Source organism: Rhizobium sp. YTUHZ044 (assembly GCF_051123975.1).
GTDB lineage: Bacteria > Pseudomonadota > Alphaproteobacteria > Rhizobiales > Rhizobiaceae > Rhizobium.
Genome location: NZ_CP101429.1, coordinates 73,516 through 90,798, shown reverse-complemented (window position 1 = coordinate 90,798; position 17,283 = coordinate 73,516). Strand labels below are relative to the sequence as shown.

General features: G+C 59.3%; 13 protein-coding genes and 1 pseudogene. 4 read left to right on the top strand and 10 right to left on the bottom strand.

Annotated elements, in window-relative coordinates; genetic code table 11:
• Nucleotides 1–981: 981 nt before the first annotated feature.
• Nucleotides 982–1,872: pseudogene (locus NL154_RS28255) on the bottom strand (trans-sulfuration enzyme family protein); the annotation flags it as partial.
• Between the two features lie 81 nt (nucleotides 1,873–1,953).
• Between NL154_RS28255 and NL154_RS28250 the strand changes: the two are divergent.
• The 4 genes from NL154_RS28250 to NL154_RS28235 all read left to right on the top strand — a co-directional run bounded on the left by NL154_RS28250 (nucleotide 1,954) and on the right by NL154_RS28235 (nucleotide 7,533).
• A complete protein-coding gene (locus NL154_RS28250; RefSeq protein ID WP_430961181.1) occupies nucleotides 1,954–3,441 on the top strand; it encodes a PLP-dependent aminotransferase family protein in 1,488 nt (495 codons plus the stop codon).
• A gap of 231 nt (nucleotides 3,442–3,672) precedes the next feature.
• Nucleotides 3,673–4,164, top strand: a complete 492-nt coding sequence (locus NL154_RS28245) for an MOSC domain-containing protein (protein WP_430961180.1) — start codon at nucleotides 3,673–3,675, stop codon at nucleotides 4,162–4,164.
• A 27-nt stretch (nucleotides 4,165–4,191) separates the two neighbouring features.
• The gene (locus NL154_RS28240) at nucleotides 4,192–5,121 is read left to right on the top strand and encodes a PDR/VanB family oxidoreductase (RefSeq protein WP_430961179.1); all 930 of its coding nucleotides are present in this window, start codon (nucleotides 4,192–4,194) and stop codon (nucleotides 5,119–5,121) included.
• A gap of 15 nt (nucleotides 5,122–5,136) precedes the next feature.
• Complete coding sequence (locus NL154_RS28235; RefSeq protein WP_434734549.1) at nucleotides 5,137–7,533, top strand: transketolase; 2,397 nt, start codon at nucleotides 5,137–5,139, stop codon at nucleotides 7,531–7,533.
• Nucleotides 7,534–7,809: 276 nt separating this feature from the next.
• On the opposite strand, the gene NL154_RS28230 is transcribed toward NL154_RS28235, so the two are convergent.
• The 9 genes from NL154_RS28230 to NL154_RS28190 form a co-directional block, all read right to left on the bottom strand.
• Entirely contained in the window at nucleotides 7,810–8,541 is a 732-nt protein-coding gene (locus tag NL154_RS28230) for an ABC transporter ATP-binding protein (protein WP_430961033.1), read from the bottom strand.
• Nucleotides 8,538–9,305, bottom strand: a complete 768-nt coding sequence (locus NL154_RS28225; protein WP_069456852.1) for an ABC transporter ATP-binding protein — start codon at nucleotides 9,303–9,305, stop codon at nucleotides 8,538–8,540. Before NL154_RS28225 ends, NL154_RS28230 begins: the two co-directional genes overlap by 4 nt.
• Entirely contained in the window at nucleotides 9,305–10,171 is an 867-nt protein-coding gene (locus tag NL154_RS28220) for a branched-chain amino acid ABC transporter permease (protein WP_430961031.1), read from the bottom strand. Before NL154_RS28220 ends, NL154_RS28225 begins: the two co-directional genes overlap by 1 nt.
• 3 nt (nucleotides 10,172–10,174) lie before the next feature.
• The gene (locus tag NL154_RS28215; RefSeq protein WP_083265208.1) at nucleotides 10,175–11,029 is read right to left on the bottom strand and encodes a branched-chain amino acid ABC transporter permease; all 855 of its coding nucleotides are present in this window, start codon (nucleotides 11,027–11,029) and stop codon (nucleotides 10,175–10,177) included.
• Nucleotides 11,030–11,086: 57 nt separating this feature from the next.
• Nucleotides 11,087–12,334: an ABC transporter substrate-binding protein gene (locus NL154_RS28210; protein WP_430961029.1), complete on the bottom strand. Its 1,248-nt coding sequence runs from the start codon at nucleotides 12,332–12,334 to the stop codon at nucleotides 11,087–11,089.
• Nucleotides 12,335–12,464: 130 nt separating this feature from the next.
• Nucleotides 12,465–13,625, bottom strand: a complete 1,161-nt coding sequence (locus NL154_RS28205; protein ID WP_069456849.1) for a M24 family metallopeptidase — start codon at nucleotides 13,623–13,625, stop codon at nucleotides 12,465–12,467.
• 56 nt (nucleotides 13,626–13,681) lie between these two features.
• Nucleotides 13,682–14,494, bottom strand: coding sequence for a 2-keto-4-pentenoate hydratase (locus tag NL154_RS28200; RefSeq protein ID WP_069456848.1), 813 nt, complete (start codon nucleotides 14,492–14,494; stop codon nucleotides 13,682–13,684).
• Nucleotides 14,495–14,544: 50 nt separating this feature from the next.
• Complete coding sequence (locus NL154_RS28195; RefSeq protein WP_430961037.1) at nucleotides 14,545–16,017, bottom strand: NAD-dependent succinate-semialdehyde dehydrogenase; 1,473 nt, start codon at nucleotides 16,015–16,017, stop codon at nucleotides 14,545–14,547.
• Between the two features lie 2 nt (nucleotides 16,018–16,019).
• Nucleotides 16,020–17,270 carry an iron-containing alcohol dehydrogenase gene (locus NL154_RS28190; RefSeq protein WP_430962005.1) on the bottom strand — a complete coding sequence of 417 codons (1,251 nt, stop codon included), beginning with the start codon at nucleotides 17,268–17,270 and terminating at the stop codon, nucleotides 16,020–16,022.
• Between the last annotated feature and the right edge of the window lie 13 nt (nucleotides 17,271–17,283).

Here is a 17,283-nt window from a genome sequence, read left to right as displayed (position 1 = left end):
GAGTGCAAATGGCGCCATCCTCCGGAGGGCGTCAAGGAGTTGGCCCGCATCGGGGCGCTCATCGACAAGATAACGCAGCATGATGACTGGCCCATAGGCGCAGAGCATGGCAACTTCAGGCCCCAGAGCTCGCGTCGCGGCAATCAGCAGGAGGAGACTTCCGCCGAGCCAGACGACCTCGCTGAGACACTCGCGGGATGAAGCCCCGATACCTGCTTTTCTAGCCATCCTCCAGTAGAGCGGCAACCAGAGCGCATTCAGGGCGACTTGAAAGAAGCTGGCGTTGACAGCGAGCATGGTCGGATCGCTTCGAGAGAAGGCGCCAGCGACGATCGCACCGTTACCCATGCCGCCCCACAGGATCATTGTCTGGCTCAGCAGGCTGAAGGCCATGAGATAGACCGGTTGCAGGTCGAGCCTGCGCAACAGCAGCATTGTCCCGACGATTCCGACACCGAACCCGGTCGCGGATTCAGAAAACGGGCCGATCAGGAAGCACGCCGCAAACAGCAGACTCCGCCTGGACTGCCTGTTCTGCTGGAGGCTCTCGACCGGCATCTCGGCATCTCCTGGCCGAATAGCCATCTGCCAGAATAACAGCCCGCCCAGTATATATGGCACGACGATCCAGCCGATCCACGCGCCGCGAAAGAGTGCGCTGGCGCCATCGTACATCTGGAATTCGCCGGGCGCCGCGCCGAGCGCGACACCCATTGCCACCAGCAAGCCGATGCTCGCGGCAACGAGCGTAGAAGCACGACCACTTGCCAGCAGGCCGATGACGATGAGCGCGGGTAATGCCCAGACGATGTAAAGCAATGCCGTCGTGATCCTCCGTCGGCGTCTGAACTTGCTATGCGTCAGGGCAGATCCTGCTCGAGCAAGGTCAGGCAGTGTGCCACCTTCTCTTTTGCAAGCGGCGGCAGAGGGAGGATGGGGCGGGGCGGCTCGGCCTGGCAGACGCCAAGCAGATCGGCCATCGGCGGGATGCGCTTCGAGCGTACGGGCGATCGCCAGAGCCGAGGCGCTGTGCCGATCGATCCGAAGCGAGAGTGTTTTCAGACCGCGCATGATCAGAAAGGCCGAGTGCGGCGCCAAGGTCGCACCGGTAATGTAACGCAAACCGGTTTCGTGCAAGCGGTGGAGCGTTTCCGCGTCGCCGAGTAGCGCCCCACCCAAGGTGTCGCCATGGCCGTTGATGTATTTCGTAAGAGAGTGAAGCACGATATCGGCGCCATGCTCGATCGGCCGCTGAAGTGCGGGAGAAGCAAAGGTACTGTCCACCGCGACTTTCACCCTATGCGCGTGCGCGCGCTCTGAGATTGCGGCAATGTCGAGAATGCTGCTGAGCGGGTTCACGGGTGTCTCGAAGTAGACGAGCTTGGTCTTTTCCGTGATCGCCGCGTCGAGGTTCGAGGGATCAGAGAGGTCCACGGAAACGACCTTGATGCCGAAGCGCGGCAGACCTTGCTCCACCATCGCGACAGTATTCGAATAAAGCGTCTTGTGAACGAGAAGCTCGTCGCCCTGCGACAGCAATGAGAGGATCAGAGTGCCGAAGGCGGCCATTCCGGTCGATACGACAAGGCCCGCCTCAGCCCCCTCCAGATTCGCAAGCCGCTGCTCGAGAATCTCTGTGGTCGGGTTGTATTCCCGCGCATAAAGTCTGCCGCCGAGCGCTGCTGCGGCGTCATTCGCCTCGACGCTCTCGAAGCCGTAGGTCGAGGTCAGGAAGACTGGCGGCTGGACTGCCCGTTTGTAGTCCACCGGGCTGAACGCATGATGAATGGCTCGCGTGTCGAATGCGTAGCTTGCCGCGTGAAAGTGGTCAGATTGCTTCTGACATTTGTCATGCTCGCTGCCGCCTGTCATAGCTGGATCGTATCCTCTTTGCTTTGGCCCAGACTGGCATCATACTGGCCGGCATGAAACATCCAGTTTGGCAGAAAGAATATGGTCCAGTCGGAAAACCAAGCGGCGGCAGCGCACGCGCCCAGGATGGGCGCACGCAGGATTTACGAGGCGCTCAAGAGTCAGATCCTTGGCCGTGTCTATGAAGCGGGAAGTCAACTGCCATCCTCACGCAGCCTGGCCAATGAACTGCATGTGTCGCGGACAACGGTTACAGTTGCCTATGAACAGCTTGCCGCTGAAGGCTTTGTGGAGCTGCGCCAAGGCGCCCGCCCGCGTGTGACAGCGCTGGAGCTGAGACAGCGGCCGCGAGAATCCGACACCACACAGGAGGCGTTCGGGCCGCTTTCTGCTTACGGCGAAAGACTTCGGGCGCTTTCGCCGTGGCTCGACTATCTGCCAACCAACCTGGCGGTTGATTTTCGATACGGCGATCTTGCCCCATCTGACTTTCCGGCACTGGCGTGGAAGCGCGCTATCAATTCGGTGATTGCCCGAAGACCCGGGCGGCTGGCCTATGAGGACCCACGAGGATCCCGGCGCCTGCGGCAAGCCCTTCAGGGTTACCTTTGGCGGGCACGGACGTTGCAATGCGATCTTGAACAAATCATCGTCGTCAATGGTTCCCAGCAAGGGCTGGATCTCTGCGCTCGGATCCTCCTCGACGCGAACAGCGCATTTGTGATGGAGAATCCCGGCTACCGAATGGCTCGCCAGATCTTCTCAAGCACCGGGGCTTCCGCCGTGGCAGTGGACGCGGACGCGGGCGGCCTGAAGACCCCGGACTTATCAGGAATCGACGCCCGGATAACCTATGTAACACCATCCCATCAGTTTCCCTTGGGCGGTGTCATGCCGATCAGCCGTCGCCACCAGCTTCTCGCTTGGGCTCGGGATAGAGACGCCTATGTGGTTGAGGACGACTACGACAGTGAGTACCGGTACGACATCAGCCCGGTTCCGCCCCTCCAGAGCCTGGCGGACGGGCGCAACGTCATTTATCTGGGCACCATTTCAAAGACACTGTCGCCGATGATGCGCATTGGCTACCTCGTGGTGCCAAAACAATTGCAGGAGGTGTTCGCAACCGCCAAGCAATTGACCGACCGCCATACACCCATGACCGAGCAGGAGGCGCTCGCCTCACTGATCGAAAGTGGCGCCTATGAGAGCCATGTGCGTCGCGTCAGACGACTGAATAGGGAGCGCCGTGAGACATTATTGAGCGCTCTTGAAACTGCATTCGGCGACCGCGTCACGGTCGAGGGTGCGGATGCCGGATTGCATGTCGTCGTCTGGTTCAATGGGCTGCCCGGATCAGCTGAGATCGCCCTAATGGATGCCGCGCGCCAACGCGGCGTCGGCCTCTACGGTATTTCACCGCTCTACGATTCTGAACCAGGGGCAACTGAGGCGCCACGCGAGCGGCTCGGCTTGGTGATGGGCTATTCGGCGTTGACACCGAGGCAGATCGAGAAGGGCATTCAACTTGTCGCCTCGGCCGTCGATGCGGTGAAGGGTGCGGGCTGACAGCAAGACCCGGCTCGCCGAGCATCTTATTGCATCCTCTCGTGGCAAGCCTCTACCTTCGCCGAACTGGACTAGGAACATGCTGATAAACTGGCACTGTTGACGAAGCCAGTTCCACGGCAGATTTCCCCATCAGCCGGGACTGGTGAGACATGGGATGATCCCATGATGAGAGCAGTAGGCCACTGGCGCGGAGATCCATGTCGATCGAAGGCAAGCGGGAGCCGATACATGACTTGGCAGGGGAGTCTGCTCCACATTCACATCGCGCCGGCCGCTTCCTACGAGATGGAAGAACTGGCGGAGGCGCAGCTCATCGCTGGCCGCGGTATTTTGGGCGACCGCTATTACCTCGGGACCGGTACGTATTCGCCCAAGCCGGACGTCCGTGAAGTCACGCTGATCGAGGCTGAGGTCCTGGAGGCGATTGCCAAGGGAGAGCCGAAGATTCCCGGTTTCAAGGGCACGCTCGCGCCCGAAGATCACAGGCGCAATCTAACGACCCGCGGCGTTCCGCTCGGCCACCTCGTCGGCAAGCGCTTCCGGGTCGGTGAGACGGTTCTGCGAGCGGCACGAATGAACTTTCCCTGCAAATACATCGAGGAGCTGCTCGGCATGCCGGGCCTCTACGAAGGGCTGCTGAACCGTTCCGGTCTCAACTGTTCGATCGAGGTCGGTGGTATCATCCGTCCTGGCGACCCGATCCTGCCAATGGACGAGTGACGCGACATGGGATCTCCGCGTATCATCATGAAACTGATCGTTGCCGGCGTCCACGACGAGCCGGGCGACGTCCGCGTGATCGAGCTGAGGCACTCGCGCAGGCCTCTTCTGCCGGCCTTCGAACCAGGATCGCATGTCGACGTTCATCTCCCCGACGGAAAGGTACGCCAATACTCGCTCTGCGGTGATCCGGAAGATCTCAGCCGCTACACGATAGCGGTGAAGCGCGAAACCAGTGGCCGGGGCGGCTCGGCATGGATCCACGAAACTATCGCACCAGGCGCCGAGCTGCCCGTATCCGCCCCGCGCAATCATTTCCCGCTCCGGAAGGGTGACGGGCCGGTCCTTTTGCTGGCAGGCGGTATCGGGATCACACCCATTCTTGCGATGGCTCGGGCTCTGTGTCGGCAGGGCAAGCACTTCGAACTCCACTATTTTGCGCGAGGCCGGAACTTCGCACCTTTGCTGGGGACCTTGGAGGACACCATCGGCTCCGAAAGTCTGAGGCTCCACTTCGACGATCAAGTCGAAACCCGGCAGGACATTCATAGCCTGTTGTTGGCGCGGCCCGATGGTGCGCAGCTCTATTACTGCGGGTCTCCCAGCTTCATGGCCGCCGTTGCACAAGCTTCACGCCACTGGCCGGATGGCACGGTCCATTTCGAAGCCTTTCAGCCGCCGGTCCGGGATAATGCGCCACCCGAACCGTTCACGATCCTTCTTCGTAACGGGACAGTCGTTCCGGTACCTGCAGACGAGTCAGCGCTATCGGCCATTCGCGCCGCCGGCGTGTTGCTGATGGCGTCCTGCGAGAACGGCGTCTGCGGAACCTGCGAGTGCGGGTATTTGGAAGGACAGCCAATACATCGCGATGCAGTGCTTTCAAACGAAGCCCGTAACTATCGCTTTATCCCGTGCGTGTCGCGCGCGACGGGCGTTCTGAAACTCGACCTGTAAAAGAAGGGGCAGAGGATGAGCTCCAAGATCAGCTACCTGCAGGAAATTGAACGCTGCGTTTCCTGGCTCGCCGCCTGGACGATCCATCACGCGAACCATATCCGCGAAGCGGACGAGGTGAAGGTCGGCGGGCACCAGGCTTCGTCGGCTTCGCTCAGCACCATCATGATCGCGCTCTACTGCTCGGCGCTTCGTCCTCAGGATCGGGTCGCGGTCAAACCCCACGCAGCACCGATATTCCATGCTCTCCAGTATCTGGCAGGCAACCAGACCCGCGAGAAGCTCGAAAACTTCCGCGGTTTCAAGGGCGCACAGAGCTATCCGTCACGGACCAAGGATGTCGATGACGTCGACTTCTCCACCGGCTCGGTCGGTCTCGGCGTGGCGCAGACGCTGTTTTCTTCATTGGTCCAGGACTATGTCTCCGCACATGGATGGATGAACGATCGGCCTGAAGGACGCATGGTCAGCTTGATCGGCGATGCCGAGATGGACGAAGGCAATATCTATGAGGCCTTGATCGAAGGTTGGAAACACGGCCTGAGAAACTGCTGGTGGGTCGTCGACTACAATCGTCAATCGCTGGACGCCGTCGTTCGCGAAGGCCTCTGGGAGCGTTTTGAACAGATATTCAGAAACTTCGGCTGGGACGTCGTGATCCTGCGCCATGGCTCTTTGCAAGAAGCCGCGTTTGCCGAGCCCGGCGGGGACAAGCTGCGGCAGTGGATCGAGACGTGTCCGAACCAGCTCTATTCCGCCCTGACCTTCCAGGGCGGCGCGGCGTGGCGAAAGCGACTGCTGGACGAGATCGGTGATCAGGGGCCCGTGACCGCCTTGATCGAGCGACGTTCCGATGAGCAACTGCAAGCGCTCATGGTTAATCTCGGAGGGCATGATCTGCCAAGCCTGCTCGAGGCCTTTGAACAAGCTTCGCAGCACGACCGCCCGGTCTGCTTCATCTGCTATACGATCAAGGGATATGGCTTGCCGCTTGCAGGCCACAAGGATAACCACGCCGGTCAGATGACTCCCACGCAAATGGAGGGGTTCCGCCAGCAGATGGGCGTAAAGCAGGGACAGGAATGGGAGAAATGGTCCGCAGCTACCATGCCGGATGCTGAGCTCGACGCGTTCGTCGCTCAGATGCCGTTCTTCAGCGAGGGCCGCCGCAGACTGTCTTCGCCGGCGATCCCGGTTCCTCCTGCGCTTCCCTTCCCTGGGCAGCCAGGCAAGCTGCTTTCAACCCAGATGGGCTTTGGCCAGATTCTGAACGATATCGCGCGTGGTGACACACTGCTTGCCGAGCGCATTGTCACGACCTCTCCGGACGTGACTGTGTCAACCAACCTCGGCCCCTGGGTCAATCGGCGCGGGTTGTTTGCCCGTGAGAGCATGTCCGACCTCTTCAAGGCGGAGCGGATTCCGTCGACCTACAACTGGGAGTTCGGTCCTAAAGGCCAGCATCTCGAACTGGGGATTGCCGAATCCAACCTGATGATCATGCTTGGTGCACTTGGTCTTTCCCATTCGATCAACGGCGCCAGGCTGCTGCCCATCGGCACCGTCTATGATCCGTTCATCTACCGCTCGGCCGACCAGTTGAACTACGCCTGTTACCAGGATGCGCGTTTCCTGCTGGTTGCAACACCGTCCGGCGTAACGCTAGCGCCGGAAGGCGGCGCGCACCAGTCGATCGGCACGCCATTGATTGGTATGGCGCAGGACGGACTGTGCTCTTTCGAGCCGGCCTTCGTCGACGAGCTTTCGGTCATCATGCGCTTCGCCTTCGACTACATGCAGCGCGACGGCGAAGGTGACCCCGATGAAACCACGTGGTTGCGCGATCAGACCGGTGGATCCGTTTATCTGCGCCTGTCGACGCGCCCGCTCGAGCAGCCAGCGCGCCAAATGGCTCCTGAGCTGGAGCAAGACATCATCAATGGGGCCTACTGGTTGCGGCGGCCTGGGCCAAATGCCAGCGTGATCATTGCCTATCAGGGCGTCGTCGCACCCGAGGCGATCGCCGCAACCGGTTTGCTCGCCGAAGATCGACGGGACGTCGGATTGCTGGCGATCACCTCCGCGGACCGGCTCAATGCCGGCTGGCAAGCTGCTGAACGCGCCCGACAACGTGGAGCGGTCGGGGCGATGAGCCACATCGAGCGCCTGCTGGCGCCTTTGTCACGCGATTGCGGGATCGTCACGTTGATTGACGGGCATCCAGCCACGCTCTCCTGGATTGGAGGCGTCTATGGTCACTGTGTCAAGTCGCTGGGGGTCGAACATTTCGGCCAGACCGGCACAATTGCCGACCTTTATCGGCATCATGGCTTGGATAGCAATGCTATCATGCACGCGGCTCAAGCTGCCAGCAACGGAAGGGTCCCCCGCTATCTGCAGGCGCTTTCATGAAATTGGGCTTCGGGCTTTCGAAACAGCTTCTGTGCGGTGATATCCCTGGTTCAGCGGAAGACTGATTTAGGTAATCGATCCTCCTTTAGAGCTTGCTGGGCGCTGGGCGTCCAGATTTGCGGCCCGCTGGTGTCCAAAGAGAGTTCGTCTTAGAGAATCTATCAAGCGGCTACCGTTAGCAGCCGCTTGAGCAGTCAACGGATCGCGCTGCTTCCGCTTTCTCGACAAAGTCGAAAACTTCAGAAGCTGGCGGCTGCGGCCGCACCTGACCGTCCTTCAAACTGCTTCAGCGTGAGCGCCAAGATAGATCTTTCCGACGACGGGATTGTTCATGATGCTCTCGGCGCTCCCATCAATCTGGTTTTTTCCCTCTGCAAGAATGTAGCAGCGATCGGAAATCTCCAGCGCCTTGTGAGCATTCTGCTCAACCAGCAGCACGCCGACGCCTTGTCGATGACTTATCTCGCGTATGTGCTGGAATACTTCGTCTGTCGCCTTGGGCGACAGGCCAGCGCTTGGTTCGTCAAGCAGCAAGACCGAGGGTCCGGCCATGAGCGCCCTGCCGAGCGCCACGACCTGCTGCTGGCCGCCGCTTAGCTTGCCAGCGGTCGCTGTCCAGTAATCGGCCAGGTTGGGCAGAATTTCACGCACCACCGCCTGCCGCTCCTTGACCGAACCCGGGACGGCAAAAAGACCCATACGCAGGTTTTCTTCGACGCTCATCGTGGCGAATACGTTGCGCACCTGAGGCACATATCCCAGACCGGAGCGCAAACGATCACGCGTCGGAGCAAGGGTGATATCGATCCCCTTCAGCTTGATGGTTCCCGCTTTGGGCCTCAACAGGCCCGCAAGTGTCTTCAATAAAGTTGACTTACCGCAACCATTCGGACCGATAATGGTGACGATCTCACCTGCGGCCAAATCTAGGCTCACTCCATGCAAGATCTGCATCTCGCCGTAACCGGCGACAAGGGACTCGGCTGTTAAAATGATCTTCTTGTTCATGCGCTCACCCCTCCAAGATAGGCGTCCAGCACTTCCTTGTTCGATTGAATCTCAACAGGCGTGCCTGCGGCAATTACCTGCCCCCTGTCCATGACGATCACCCGCTCGCACAGTTCCATGATGACCGTCATGTTGTGCTCGATGATCAACAGCGTCACACCAGAGGCATGGATGCGCCTGAGAACCGCCATCAGATGTCGTATGAGGGTCGGATTGACTCCGGCGGTAGGCTCGTCGAGCAACAACAGCTTTGGGTCAGCCATCAGGCAGCGGGCAAGTTCAAGAAGCTTTTTCTGACCACCCGAAAGTAGGGCTGCCGGGTGTTGAGCCTTTTCCCCCAAGCCGACCATTTCCAAGACCCCCTGCGCCTTCTGCAGGTTGATCCTTTCCTCGTCGCGAACGCGCTTGCCGGGCAAGAGGACCGACCGCACCTGGTCGCCGAACTGCCCCTCGGGCACCAGCAGGAGGTTCTCAAGCACGGTCATCTGTTTAAGTTCGCGCGGAATCTGAAACGTGCGGCGAAGGCCGAGCCGTGCGATATCGTGCGCGCTCAGCTTTTCGATGTGGTTCCCATCGAACAGGACCTCGCCGCTGTCGGGGCGAACGAAACCACTGACCAAACTGAAAAGGGTGGACTTTCCGGCTCCGTTCGGCCCGACGAGCCCGGTTATGCTGCCGGCGCGGACGGAGAACCGGCATTTGTTGACGGCCTGCAGGCCTCCAAAACGCCGGCTGACGTCCTTGATCTCGAGTATCTGTTTCATCATGCCCTCCCCGGGCGGTAGCGAACCATTACGATCGCGATCAATGCAAGTCCGAGCACCATCAGGCGCAGAGCCGCCAATTCCACACCATCGACAAATGTGATGTAGTCCTTGAGCAGGCGCGTCCCTTCAAGAAGCGCAGCAACCAGAGCCGTGCTCAGGAGAGTTGCCACGCTCGAGCCCTGTGTGCCAATCAAGACGGCCGCAAGGACGTAAATGCTCACGTTCGGACCAAACATATCCGGCGAGATGTAGCTGAGGTAGCTGGCAAAAAACGCGCCACCCAAGCCAGCCAAAGCTGCGCCCAACAGGAATGCTTTTGTCTTGTATGCCAGTGCGACCTTGCCGACGGAGGTGACAACGCCCTCGTCTTCCCGGATCGCCTTGAGCGTCCGCCCGATGGGGTAACGCTCGATACGCCGGGTGAACCAGAAGGCGAACGCAAGCGCGAGTGCCGTGACGACCAGAAAGGAAGTCTCCGATCCAAGTCCGGGGAATGATGCGGGACGCGGTACGCCTGCAACCCCGTCAGGTCCCCCCGCCAGCCATTTCTCATTCAGCAGGACCAACCTGACGAACTCGCTGAAACCGAGTGTTACAATGGCGAGGTAATCCTCGCGCAGACGCGGTGTGAACATTGCAACGGCAGCACCGAAGACACCGCTCAAGGCCGTCGCCACACCGACCGCCAGCAGAAAGGGGACGCCCGCTTTCGAAAGAAGGGCAAACGTGTACGCGCCAACTGCGAAGAATGCGACCTGACCCAGATTGATAAGCCCGGTTAAGCCCCATTGGATGTTGAGACCGAGCGCCACAAATCCGTAGATGCCCGCAAAGATCAGGATCGCGATGAGATAGTCGATCATGGCTTAGCTCCTGGATTTCACAAGGCCGCTTGGGCGAACCAGCAAGACGAGGGTAAGTACGAGAAATGCCAGCGCGGTTTTGTAGCTCGATGGCAGGATGAAGAGGCTGAACTCTGACGTCAGGCCCACCAGTACCGCGGCAAGTGCAGCACCGACAACACTCCCAAGACCGCCCAGGATCGCGACTGCGAAAAGGGGTATCAGAACGCGCCAGCCAAGAAGCGGATTAAGAGACGTCTCGGTCGCCAGCACAATTCCGCCGACGGCAGCGAGGAAGCCGGCTGCAAACAAGACGGCGCCATAAACCCGTTCAGGCTGGACACCTGTTACGATGGCAAGCTCGGGATTGGTCGACGTTGCTCGTACCGCGCGACCAAACTCGGTGTAGCGCAGGCCCAGGAAAACCCCTGCAAGAATGACGATGACCAGCCCGATGATTGCAGCTTGCACCGGCGTGATGATGAAGCCGGCAATGATGAACGGTCGCATCGGCAGGATCGGGAACTGCAGGTTTCCGTTGCCCCATCCGAAACGAACCAAATTTTGCAGGACCAGCATCAGCCCCAAGGAAAGCAGCACCGGCGGGAGAATTCCAGCCTTCCGCACGAAGCGGAAAGCCGTCTGGTCGACCGCAAGCGCAATAAGGCCTGTAACGACCGCCGCCAGAAGCCCAGCCGCCCACAGCGGCAATGAGAAACCGCAGAGAAGAAGCGTGAGATAGGCACCGAGCGTCATGAACTCGGGGATTGCAAAATTGGGATAGCGCAGCACACCGTAGATGAGCGAAATGGCTGCCGCTGGCAGACTCCATATCGCAGCCATCACGAGCGCCGAGATGAGGTAGATCTTGAATTCCATCGTGGCGTTACCTTCGGCTGAAGGCGCCGCACCAATGCGGCGCCTTAATCGGTGCGATTAAAACTGCACTTCGCTGATCTTCCCGACAGGAGCGGTCTTGCCGTCCTTGACCTCGGAAACGCGGAAGTTCGCCTTTGCAATGTTGCCGTTGGCATCGAAGTCGAGCGGTCCCGACGCGCCGTCGTAGTCGATGCGCTCGCCCTTTCGCAGCGCTGCCACCCCTTCAGCAAACGACGTGACCTTGGTGCCGCCAGTGCCGGTGATCTCACGGATCGCCTTGTCAAGCGCCTTGCCGTCTGTCGACTTTGCCGCTTCGATCGCAAGCGCAAGAATGACCATTTCGTCATAGGCCTGCGCGCCGAAGGAGTAGTAGCGATCAGAGCCTAGCTGTTTCGCGAGCCGCTGATAGGCGGGCGAGTCCTCGGAAACGCCCTCTTCGACCAGAAGCAGGCCGTCCGCTGCAGGACCGGCATTCTTGATCAAGTCGGCACTGACAGAAAAGCCCGGGACGATAAAGCGGGTGGTCAAGCCTGACTGGTAAGCAGCCTTCAGGATCGCGATCGTGTCTGGTTCGTAGCCAGAGATGTGGACGAAGTCGGGCTGGTCAGACAGGACGCGCGCAACTTCCGTGGTGAAAGTCGTTTGCTCCTCGTTATACGTGACGAAGCTCGTGATCTTGCCGCCGCGCTCTTCGAAGCGCTGCTTCAGAGCGTCAACTGTGCTCTGGGTGAAGGGTACGTTCAAGCCGAGGACCGCTGCCTTTTTCCAGCCTTGCTGGGCGGCGTATTCGGCGTAAGCCTTTCCGAACAGCAGGTCGTCCGGTTCAAGCCGGAACACATGTCCCTTCTTCTGGACTTCTGTGATGCGGCTCGCACCCGAATTGGACAGCAGGATCAAGCCCTTCTCTTGGACAATGGGTGCAACGGCAAGCGTGACGCTGCTTGCCCAGGTTCCGAAGATTGCGCTCACCTTGTCGACGTCAACGAGCTTGCGCGCAGCGCGAACGCCAGCCTCAGCATTGGTCTCGTCGTTCTCCTCAACAAGTCTGATCTTACGACCCAAGGGTCCGCCGGCCGCGTTGATCTCCTCGAGTGCAACTTTCGCCGAAGCGAGCATTTCCTGACCAAATGGACCGCCTGCGCCAGAAAGTGGCATCAATGCTCCCAAAACGATCTCGCTGTCGTCGGCCGCCGCTGGGCTCGGACCCAGCAAAGCGGCAAGGGATGCTGCGCTGACGCAGGCTGCCAGGAAGAGACGGCGCGAAGATGTCGCCCAGCCGCTGGATTGAATCTGTGCTTTTTTCATTTTTGAGTTCCCTCTGTTGAGTTTATGCTGATTGGATGTACTGCTGTGGACGCCTTGGGCGGCGTCATCTTGCCTCCTTCTTTGCTCTTAGCTGGCGCGCGATTCCTCCTCGCGCCGCGCTCACCACATCTCAAAAACCGATGTCACGCGGAAAGTCGGTAGTGTTCCTGGCACCATCTTCGGTGATGAGCATCACATCAGAATGTCGGAAACCGCCGACACCCGGTATGTAGACCGCAGGCTCGACCGAATTGACCATGTTGGCCATGAGCTTTCCGGAATTGTAGACCCGCAACTCTCCACGCTCTTCGCGTCCGCCAGCACCGATCATGATACCGAGCGCATGTCCGGTTCCGTGGCGCACGTAGTCGGCAAGGTCGACCTTTCGGAAAATCTCGCGTTCCATAAGCGCCATGTCTGACATGGTGACGCCCGGCTGAAGCGCCAGCTTGATGGCATCGAAGGCTTCATTCACCGCGTCGAGCGGCTTCTTCTGAGCCTGCGTCGGCTCACCGAACACAAACGTGCGTTCAAGTTCGGTGCAGTAGCCCCACATCACGGGGAAGATGTTCAGTGCAACCAGATCGCCACGTTTCAGCCGCCGACTGGTCGGATGCAGATGCGGCGTGAGTGTGTGATCGCCAAACTGGGCGTAGGCATAGGTGCTCGTGAGACCATTGATGGACAATGCTCCCATTGCCTTGTTCGTCTCAGCGACTGCGTGCGCTGCCACCGCAAGCTCGGTGACGTTCTCGTGAAGAGCTTCAAGAAACGCATTTGCGCCAATTTTTGCCAACTGGCCGCCGAGTTCGAGAAGACGGACCTCTTCATCGGATTTGATGAGACGCAGGTCCTCAATCAGTGGGCTGATCTCAACAAATTCCGCCTGTGAGAACCTGGCTGTCAGAGCGCGATGGATGCCGACCGGCATCAGCGCTTCCTCGATCCCGATGCGAACTGTGCCTGAACTCTGTCGGGCAATGAAATCGGCGCACATCCTGAGGCTGGTATGGACGACATTCTCGTCATCCCCATAAGCGAGAACCTCGTCGAAAACGCTGTGAGCTTCCATGGTCTCTTGTTCGAGCGCTGCCCCGCAAACGGCGCTGGTGCCGGATACGGGCAGTATCGCCCACATGGGTCGGCCCCACTCCGAAAGCAGCGGGACACCGCTCATGTAAAAGACGCTGTCAGCCGTATGCATGAACGCGAAGTCGATGTTTGCGGCAGCGAGTTTCTGCCGCAGCGCCTCGCTTCTGCGTGTCATTTCGGATCTTGAAAAATAGGTCATCCCCTCATCTCCTTTCTTGATTTCCGGTTGTTTCAACAGGCGGGCGGTTGCGCCTGCTAGACAAGATCCAGGCTGATCTCCTCGAATGCGATCCCGGACGTCGTCGCCTTCCATCGCTGGCCAGATTGGGCAGGCAGGGCGACCGTTAATGTACCGGTGGTGACGATGTCGCCGGAAGCCAACGGCTGGCCACCAAAGCGCTCCAGCTCACGCACCAGGTAGCGAAAGGCCTTGATCGGGCCCCCAAGCACTTGAGCTCCCCCTCCGGTCGCGGACAAACCCTCGTCGCTGGACAACGTGGCAGTAAAACTCTCAAGTTGCGCTGCCCACTTCCCGTGGTCGCCAGCAATCGGGTGTCGCTCGCCAAGAAGCAAAGCAACATGGACACCAGTGGCTGCGCCGTCGGCGACCTTGAATTGCCAGTCCGGAAAGATTGACGTGCAGACCTCGAAATCAAGTGCCACCCACTCCACGCAGTCCAGCAGCTCTTCTTCGTTCATCTGAGTATTGGGCGCAGCCTTGAGACCCAGCGCAACCTCCGCCTCCATACGGACATTCGGCCAATTGCGAACCTCAAGGGTGCTCGTCTCGCTCAGCTGAAACGTCGTCGTATCGTAGAGATAATTCCAGAGCGGCCCAGTGATGCCGTAGCCTGCCCAAGCGGCTGAGTTTGTGAAGCCGATCTTCCGACCGATAATCTTCTCCCCATTTGCTTCTCGCCTCCGACGCATTTCCTCCACCACCCAATAGGAGTCCGTCAGCTCGAAATCAGGGTGCCGCTGTGAAAAGGGCACGACTTCTGTCAACACACCACGCGTTCGGAACACCTCGTCGGCGATTTCAGATCTGATAGGATTTGTCAGCGACATCTTTACCTCGTTTTTGTTTGTTGTTCCCGGATCAGGAGTTTCTCAAGCTGTTACCAGGTCACAGCAATGTACTTGGTCTCGCAAAATTCCAGGATGCCATGATGAGCTCCTTCTCGCCCAAGTCCGCTTTGCTTTACGCCGCCGAACGGCGCGGCTGGATCTGATGCCAGGCCACGGTTGAGACCTATCATTCCAGCCTCGAGTCTCTCCGAAACGCGGAGGCCGCGGCCAAGATCACGCGTGAAGACGTAGGCGATCAGGCCGTATTCGGTGTTGTTGGCCGCAGCGATAACCTCATCTTCGCTTTCGAAGGTGCTCAAGGCGGCGATCGGCCCAAAAATTTCCTCGTTGGCAATCGCCGCATCAGCTGGGACATCGCGAATAACCGTGGGTGGGAAGTAGAAGCCGTCTTGATCAAGGGCAGCACCTCCCGTGAGCACCTTCCCCCCGCGCTCGGTCGCATCCGTCACCAGGCCACCAATTCGATCGAGTGCCTTCCTGTTGATGACCGGTCCGCACTGGGTGGATTTGGAGTAGCCTGCACCGACCGTCAGTGCCGCCATGCGTTCCGTAAGCTTTTGCGAGAAAGCTTCGACGATACCCGTTTGCACATAGAAGCGGTTGGCAGCCGTGCAGGCTTCGCCGCCATTGCGCATCTTAGCAACCATCGCGCCCTCGATGGCGGCATCCAGGTCAGCGTCATCGAAAACTATGAATGGTGCATTTCCACCAAGTTCCATTGAGCAGGAGATGATCGTGTCGGCCGCTTCGTGCAGGAGCTTTCGACCGACTTCAGTAGAACCGGTAAATGACAATTTGCGGACACGCGGATCATGCAACATCTTGCTGACCACGGCGCCTGACCGTTCAGTCGTGATCACATTGACAACACCATCCGGCACCCCCGCCTCAGCATACAGTGCTGCAAGCGCATAGGCGGTCAACGGCGTCTCTGTCGCCGGTTTCAGCACGCAGGTGCAGCCGGCGGCAAGGGCCGGTGCGATTTTGCGTGTAGCCATCGCTGCGGGAAAGTTCCAGGGTGTCACCAGGACTGCAACGCCAATCGGTTGATGTTGAACCACGATCTTGTTCGCCCCTGAGGGGGCGGTCGAGATTTCGCCGTTCAGGCGAACTGCTTCTTCCGAGAACCAGCGAAAGAACTCGGCGGCGTAGGTCACTTCACCGTGGGCGTCACTCAATGCCTTGCCGTTTTCGAGGCTGATCAACTCCGCCAACATGTCCTTTCGCTCGACCATCAGCTCAAAGCATCGGCGCAGAATCTCTGATCTTTTCCGCGGTGCTGTCGCCGCCCAGGCCGGCCCCGCATCGTACGCCGCCTGAACAGCGTCTAGAGCATCTTCGATCGTTGCGTCGGCAACGTCTGAGATGACAAGACCGGTAGACGGGTCAAGAACGTCGATGCGCCTAGCCGAGGCTCCAGGGCGCCACTTTCCAGCAATATAGAGGTCAGTAGGGACTTGTTTGAGGTCAAAGCTGATCTGGGACGTCATTGTTTGCGTCATTGTCAATTTACCTTCCATGCTTTTACATCGTTCCTCAGTCCAATTCGATCACCCGTGAAGGCAGCGCCGACCAGACTCGTCATGACTGTCGGATCGAGAGGGCGCGGATTGTTCTTGATCAGTCTGGCACTGCCCATCGCCTGTTCGGCAACTTGCGGCAACTGAGCCTCCACGATTCCCAAGTCGGCAATCGACTTCGGGATTCCAATCGACGCGAAGAGTGCTGCAACCGCATCTATCGTCTCGCTGGCAGCGTCGAACGAGGATCGGCCCTCAAGATCAAGTCCCATGGCCTTGCCAATCTCGACCAGTTCCGGCTCGCAAAAATTGCGATTGAGCTCCATTACGTAGGGCATCATGACAGCGACGCCCGCGCCGTGGGCCGTGTGGGTCATGGCTCCAATCGGATACTGGACGGCGTGAGCCGCTGCAGTCCCGGCCGTCCCGAAAGCAAGACCTGCTGTCGTCGCCCCCAGCATCAGGCGTTCGCGCGCTGTGTGATCGTCGCCATGATCATAAGCACGTTTAATGCTGCAAGAGATGTGGGATATGGCCAGCAGGGCATAGGCATCGCTCAGGGCGTTTTTGCCCAGGAAGACATGATCATGCACGATCGTGTCGGTCGGTGTGCGACGAATGGTCGTGTAGGCCTCGATTGCATGTGTGAGCGCGTCGGCACCGGAAACTGCGGTGAGGCTGGGCGGACAGGAGTACGTCAGTTCAGGATCGCAGATCGCCGTGTGGCAAATCAGTTCCGGACTTGCAATTCCGACTTTCACAGCTCGATCGGGATCTGTGATGACTGCCACCGGCGTTACCTCAGAGCCGGTCCCGGAGGTGGTTGGCAGAAGAATCAGCGGCAATATGGGACCGGCGACCTTGAACTCGCCATAATAGTCGCTGGGCTTACCCTTGTGTGCGAGAAGCAGTGCACAAACCTTGGCAGCGTCCAGGCAGCTGCCGCCGCCGATGCCGATGACGAGGTCTGCACCAAATTTGCGGCCGGCTTCCACACCCTGAGCGATGCACTCAAGCGGGAGTTCCGCAATGGTGCCGTCGAAAACGTGCACTGCCACACCTGACGATGCCAGACCGTCCACCATCTTGCGAAAATCTGCCTCGTTGCTCAACCGAGCGTCCGTGACGACTAGCGCACGACGACCGAGCTTTGCGGCATAGCCCGGAAGGGCGGCGCGTTGGCCGGCCCCGAAAACGAGATTGCGCGGGGTGCGCAGGGCTCCAAATAGAGTCAATAAAACCTCCTGT

Bases quoted from the DNA above. Each gene is read 5' to 3' on its own strand.
- NL154_RS28250 (WP_430961181.1), top strand. From the start codon at position 1,954: ATGGTCCAGTCGGAAAACCAAGCGGCGGCAGCGCACGCGCCCAGGATG.
- NL154_RS28245 (WP_430961180.1), top strand. From the start codon at position 3,673: ATGACTTGGCAGGGGAGTCTGCTCCACATTCACATCGCGCCGGCCGCT.
- NL154_RS28240 (WP_430961179.1), top strand. From the start codon at position 4,192: ATGAAACTGATCGTTGCCGGCGTCCACGACGAGCCGGGCGACGTCCGC.
- NL154_RS28235 (WP_434734549.1), top strand. From the start codon at position 5,137: ATGAGCTCCAAGATCAGCTACCTGCAGGAAATTGAACGCTGCGTTTCC.
- NL154_RS28230 (WP_430961033.1), bottom strand. From the start codon at position 8,541: ATGAACAAGAAGATCATTTTAACAGCCGAGTCCCTTGTCGCCGGTTAC.
- NL154_RS28225 (WP_069456852.1), bottom strand. From the start codon at position 9,305: ATGAAACAGATACTCGAGATCAAGGACGTCAGCCGGCGTTTTGGAGGC.
- NL154_RS28220 (WP_430961031.1), bottom strand. From the start codon at position 10,171: ATGATCGACTATCTCATCGCGATCCTGATCTTTGCGGGCATCTACGGA.
- NL154_RS28215 (WP_083265208.1), bottom strand. From the start codon at position 11,029: ATGGAATTCAAGATCTACCTCATCTCGGCGCTCGTGATGGCTGCGATA.
- NL154_RS28210 (WP_430961029.1), bottom strand. From the start codon at position 12,334: ATGAAAAAAGCACAGATTCAATCCAGCGGCTGGGCGACATCTTCGCGC.
- NL154_RS28205 (WP_069456849.1), bottom strand. From the start codon at position 13,625: ATGACCTATTTTTCAAGATCCGAAATGACACGCAGAAGCGAGGCGCTG.
- NL154_RS28200 (WP_069456848.1), bottom strand. From the start codon at position 14,494: ATGTCGCTGACAAATCCTATCAGATCTGAAATCGCCGACGAGGTGTTC.
- NL154_RS28195 (WP_430961037.1), bottom strand. From the start codon at position 16,017: ATGACGCAAACAATGACGTCCCAGATCAGCTTTGACCTCAAACAAGTC.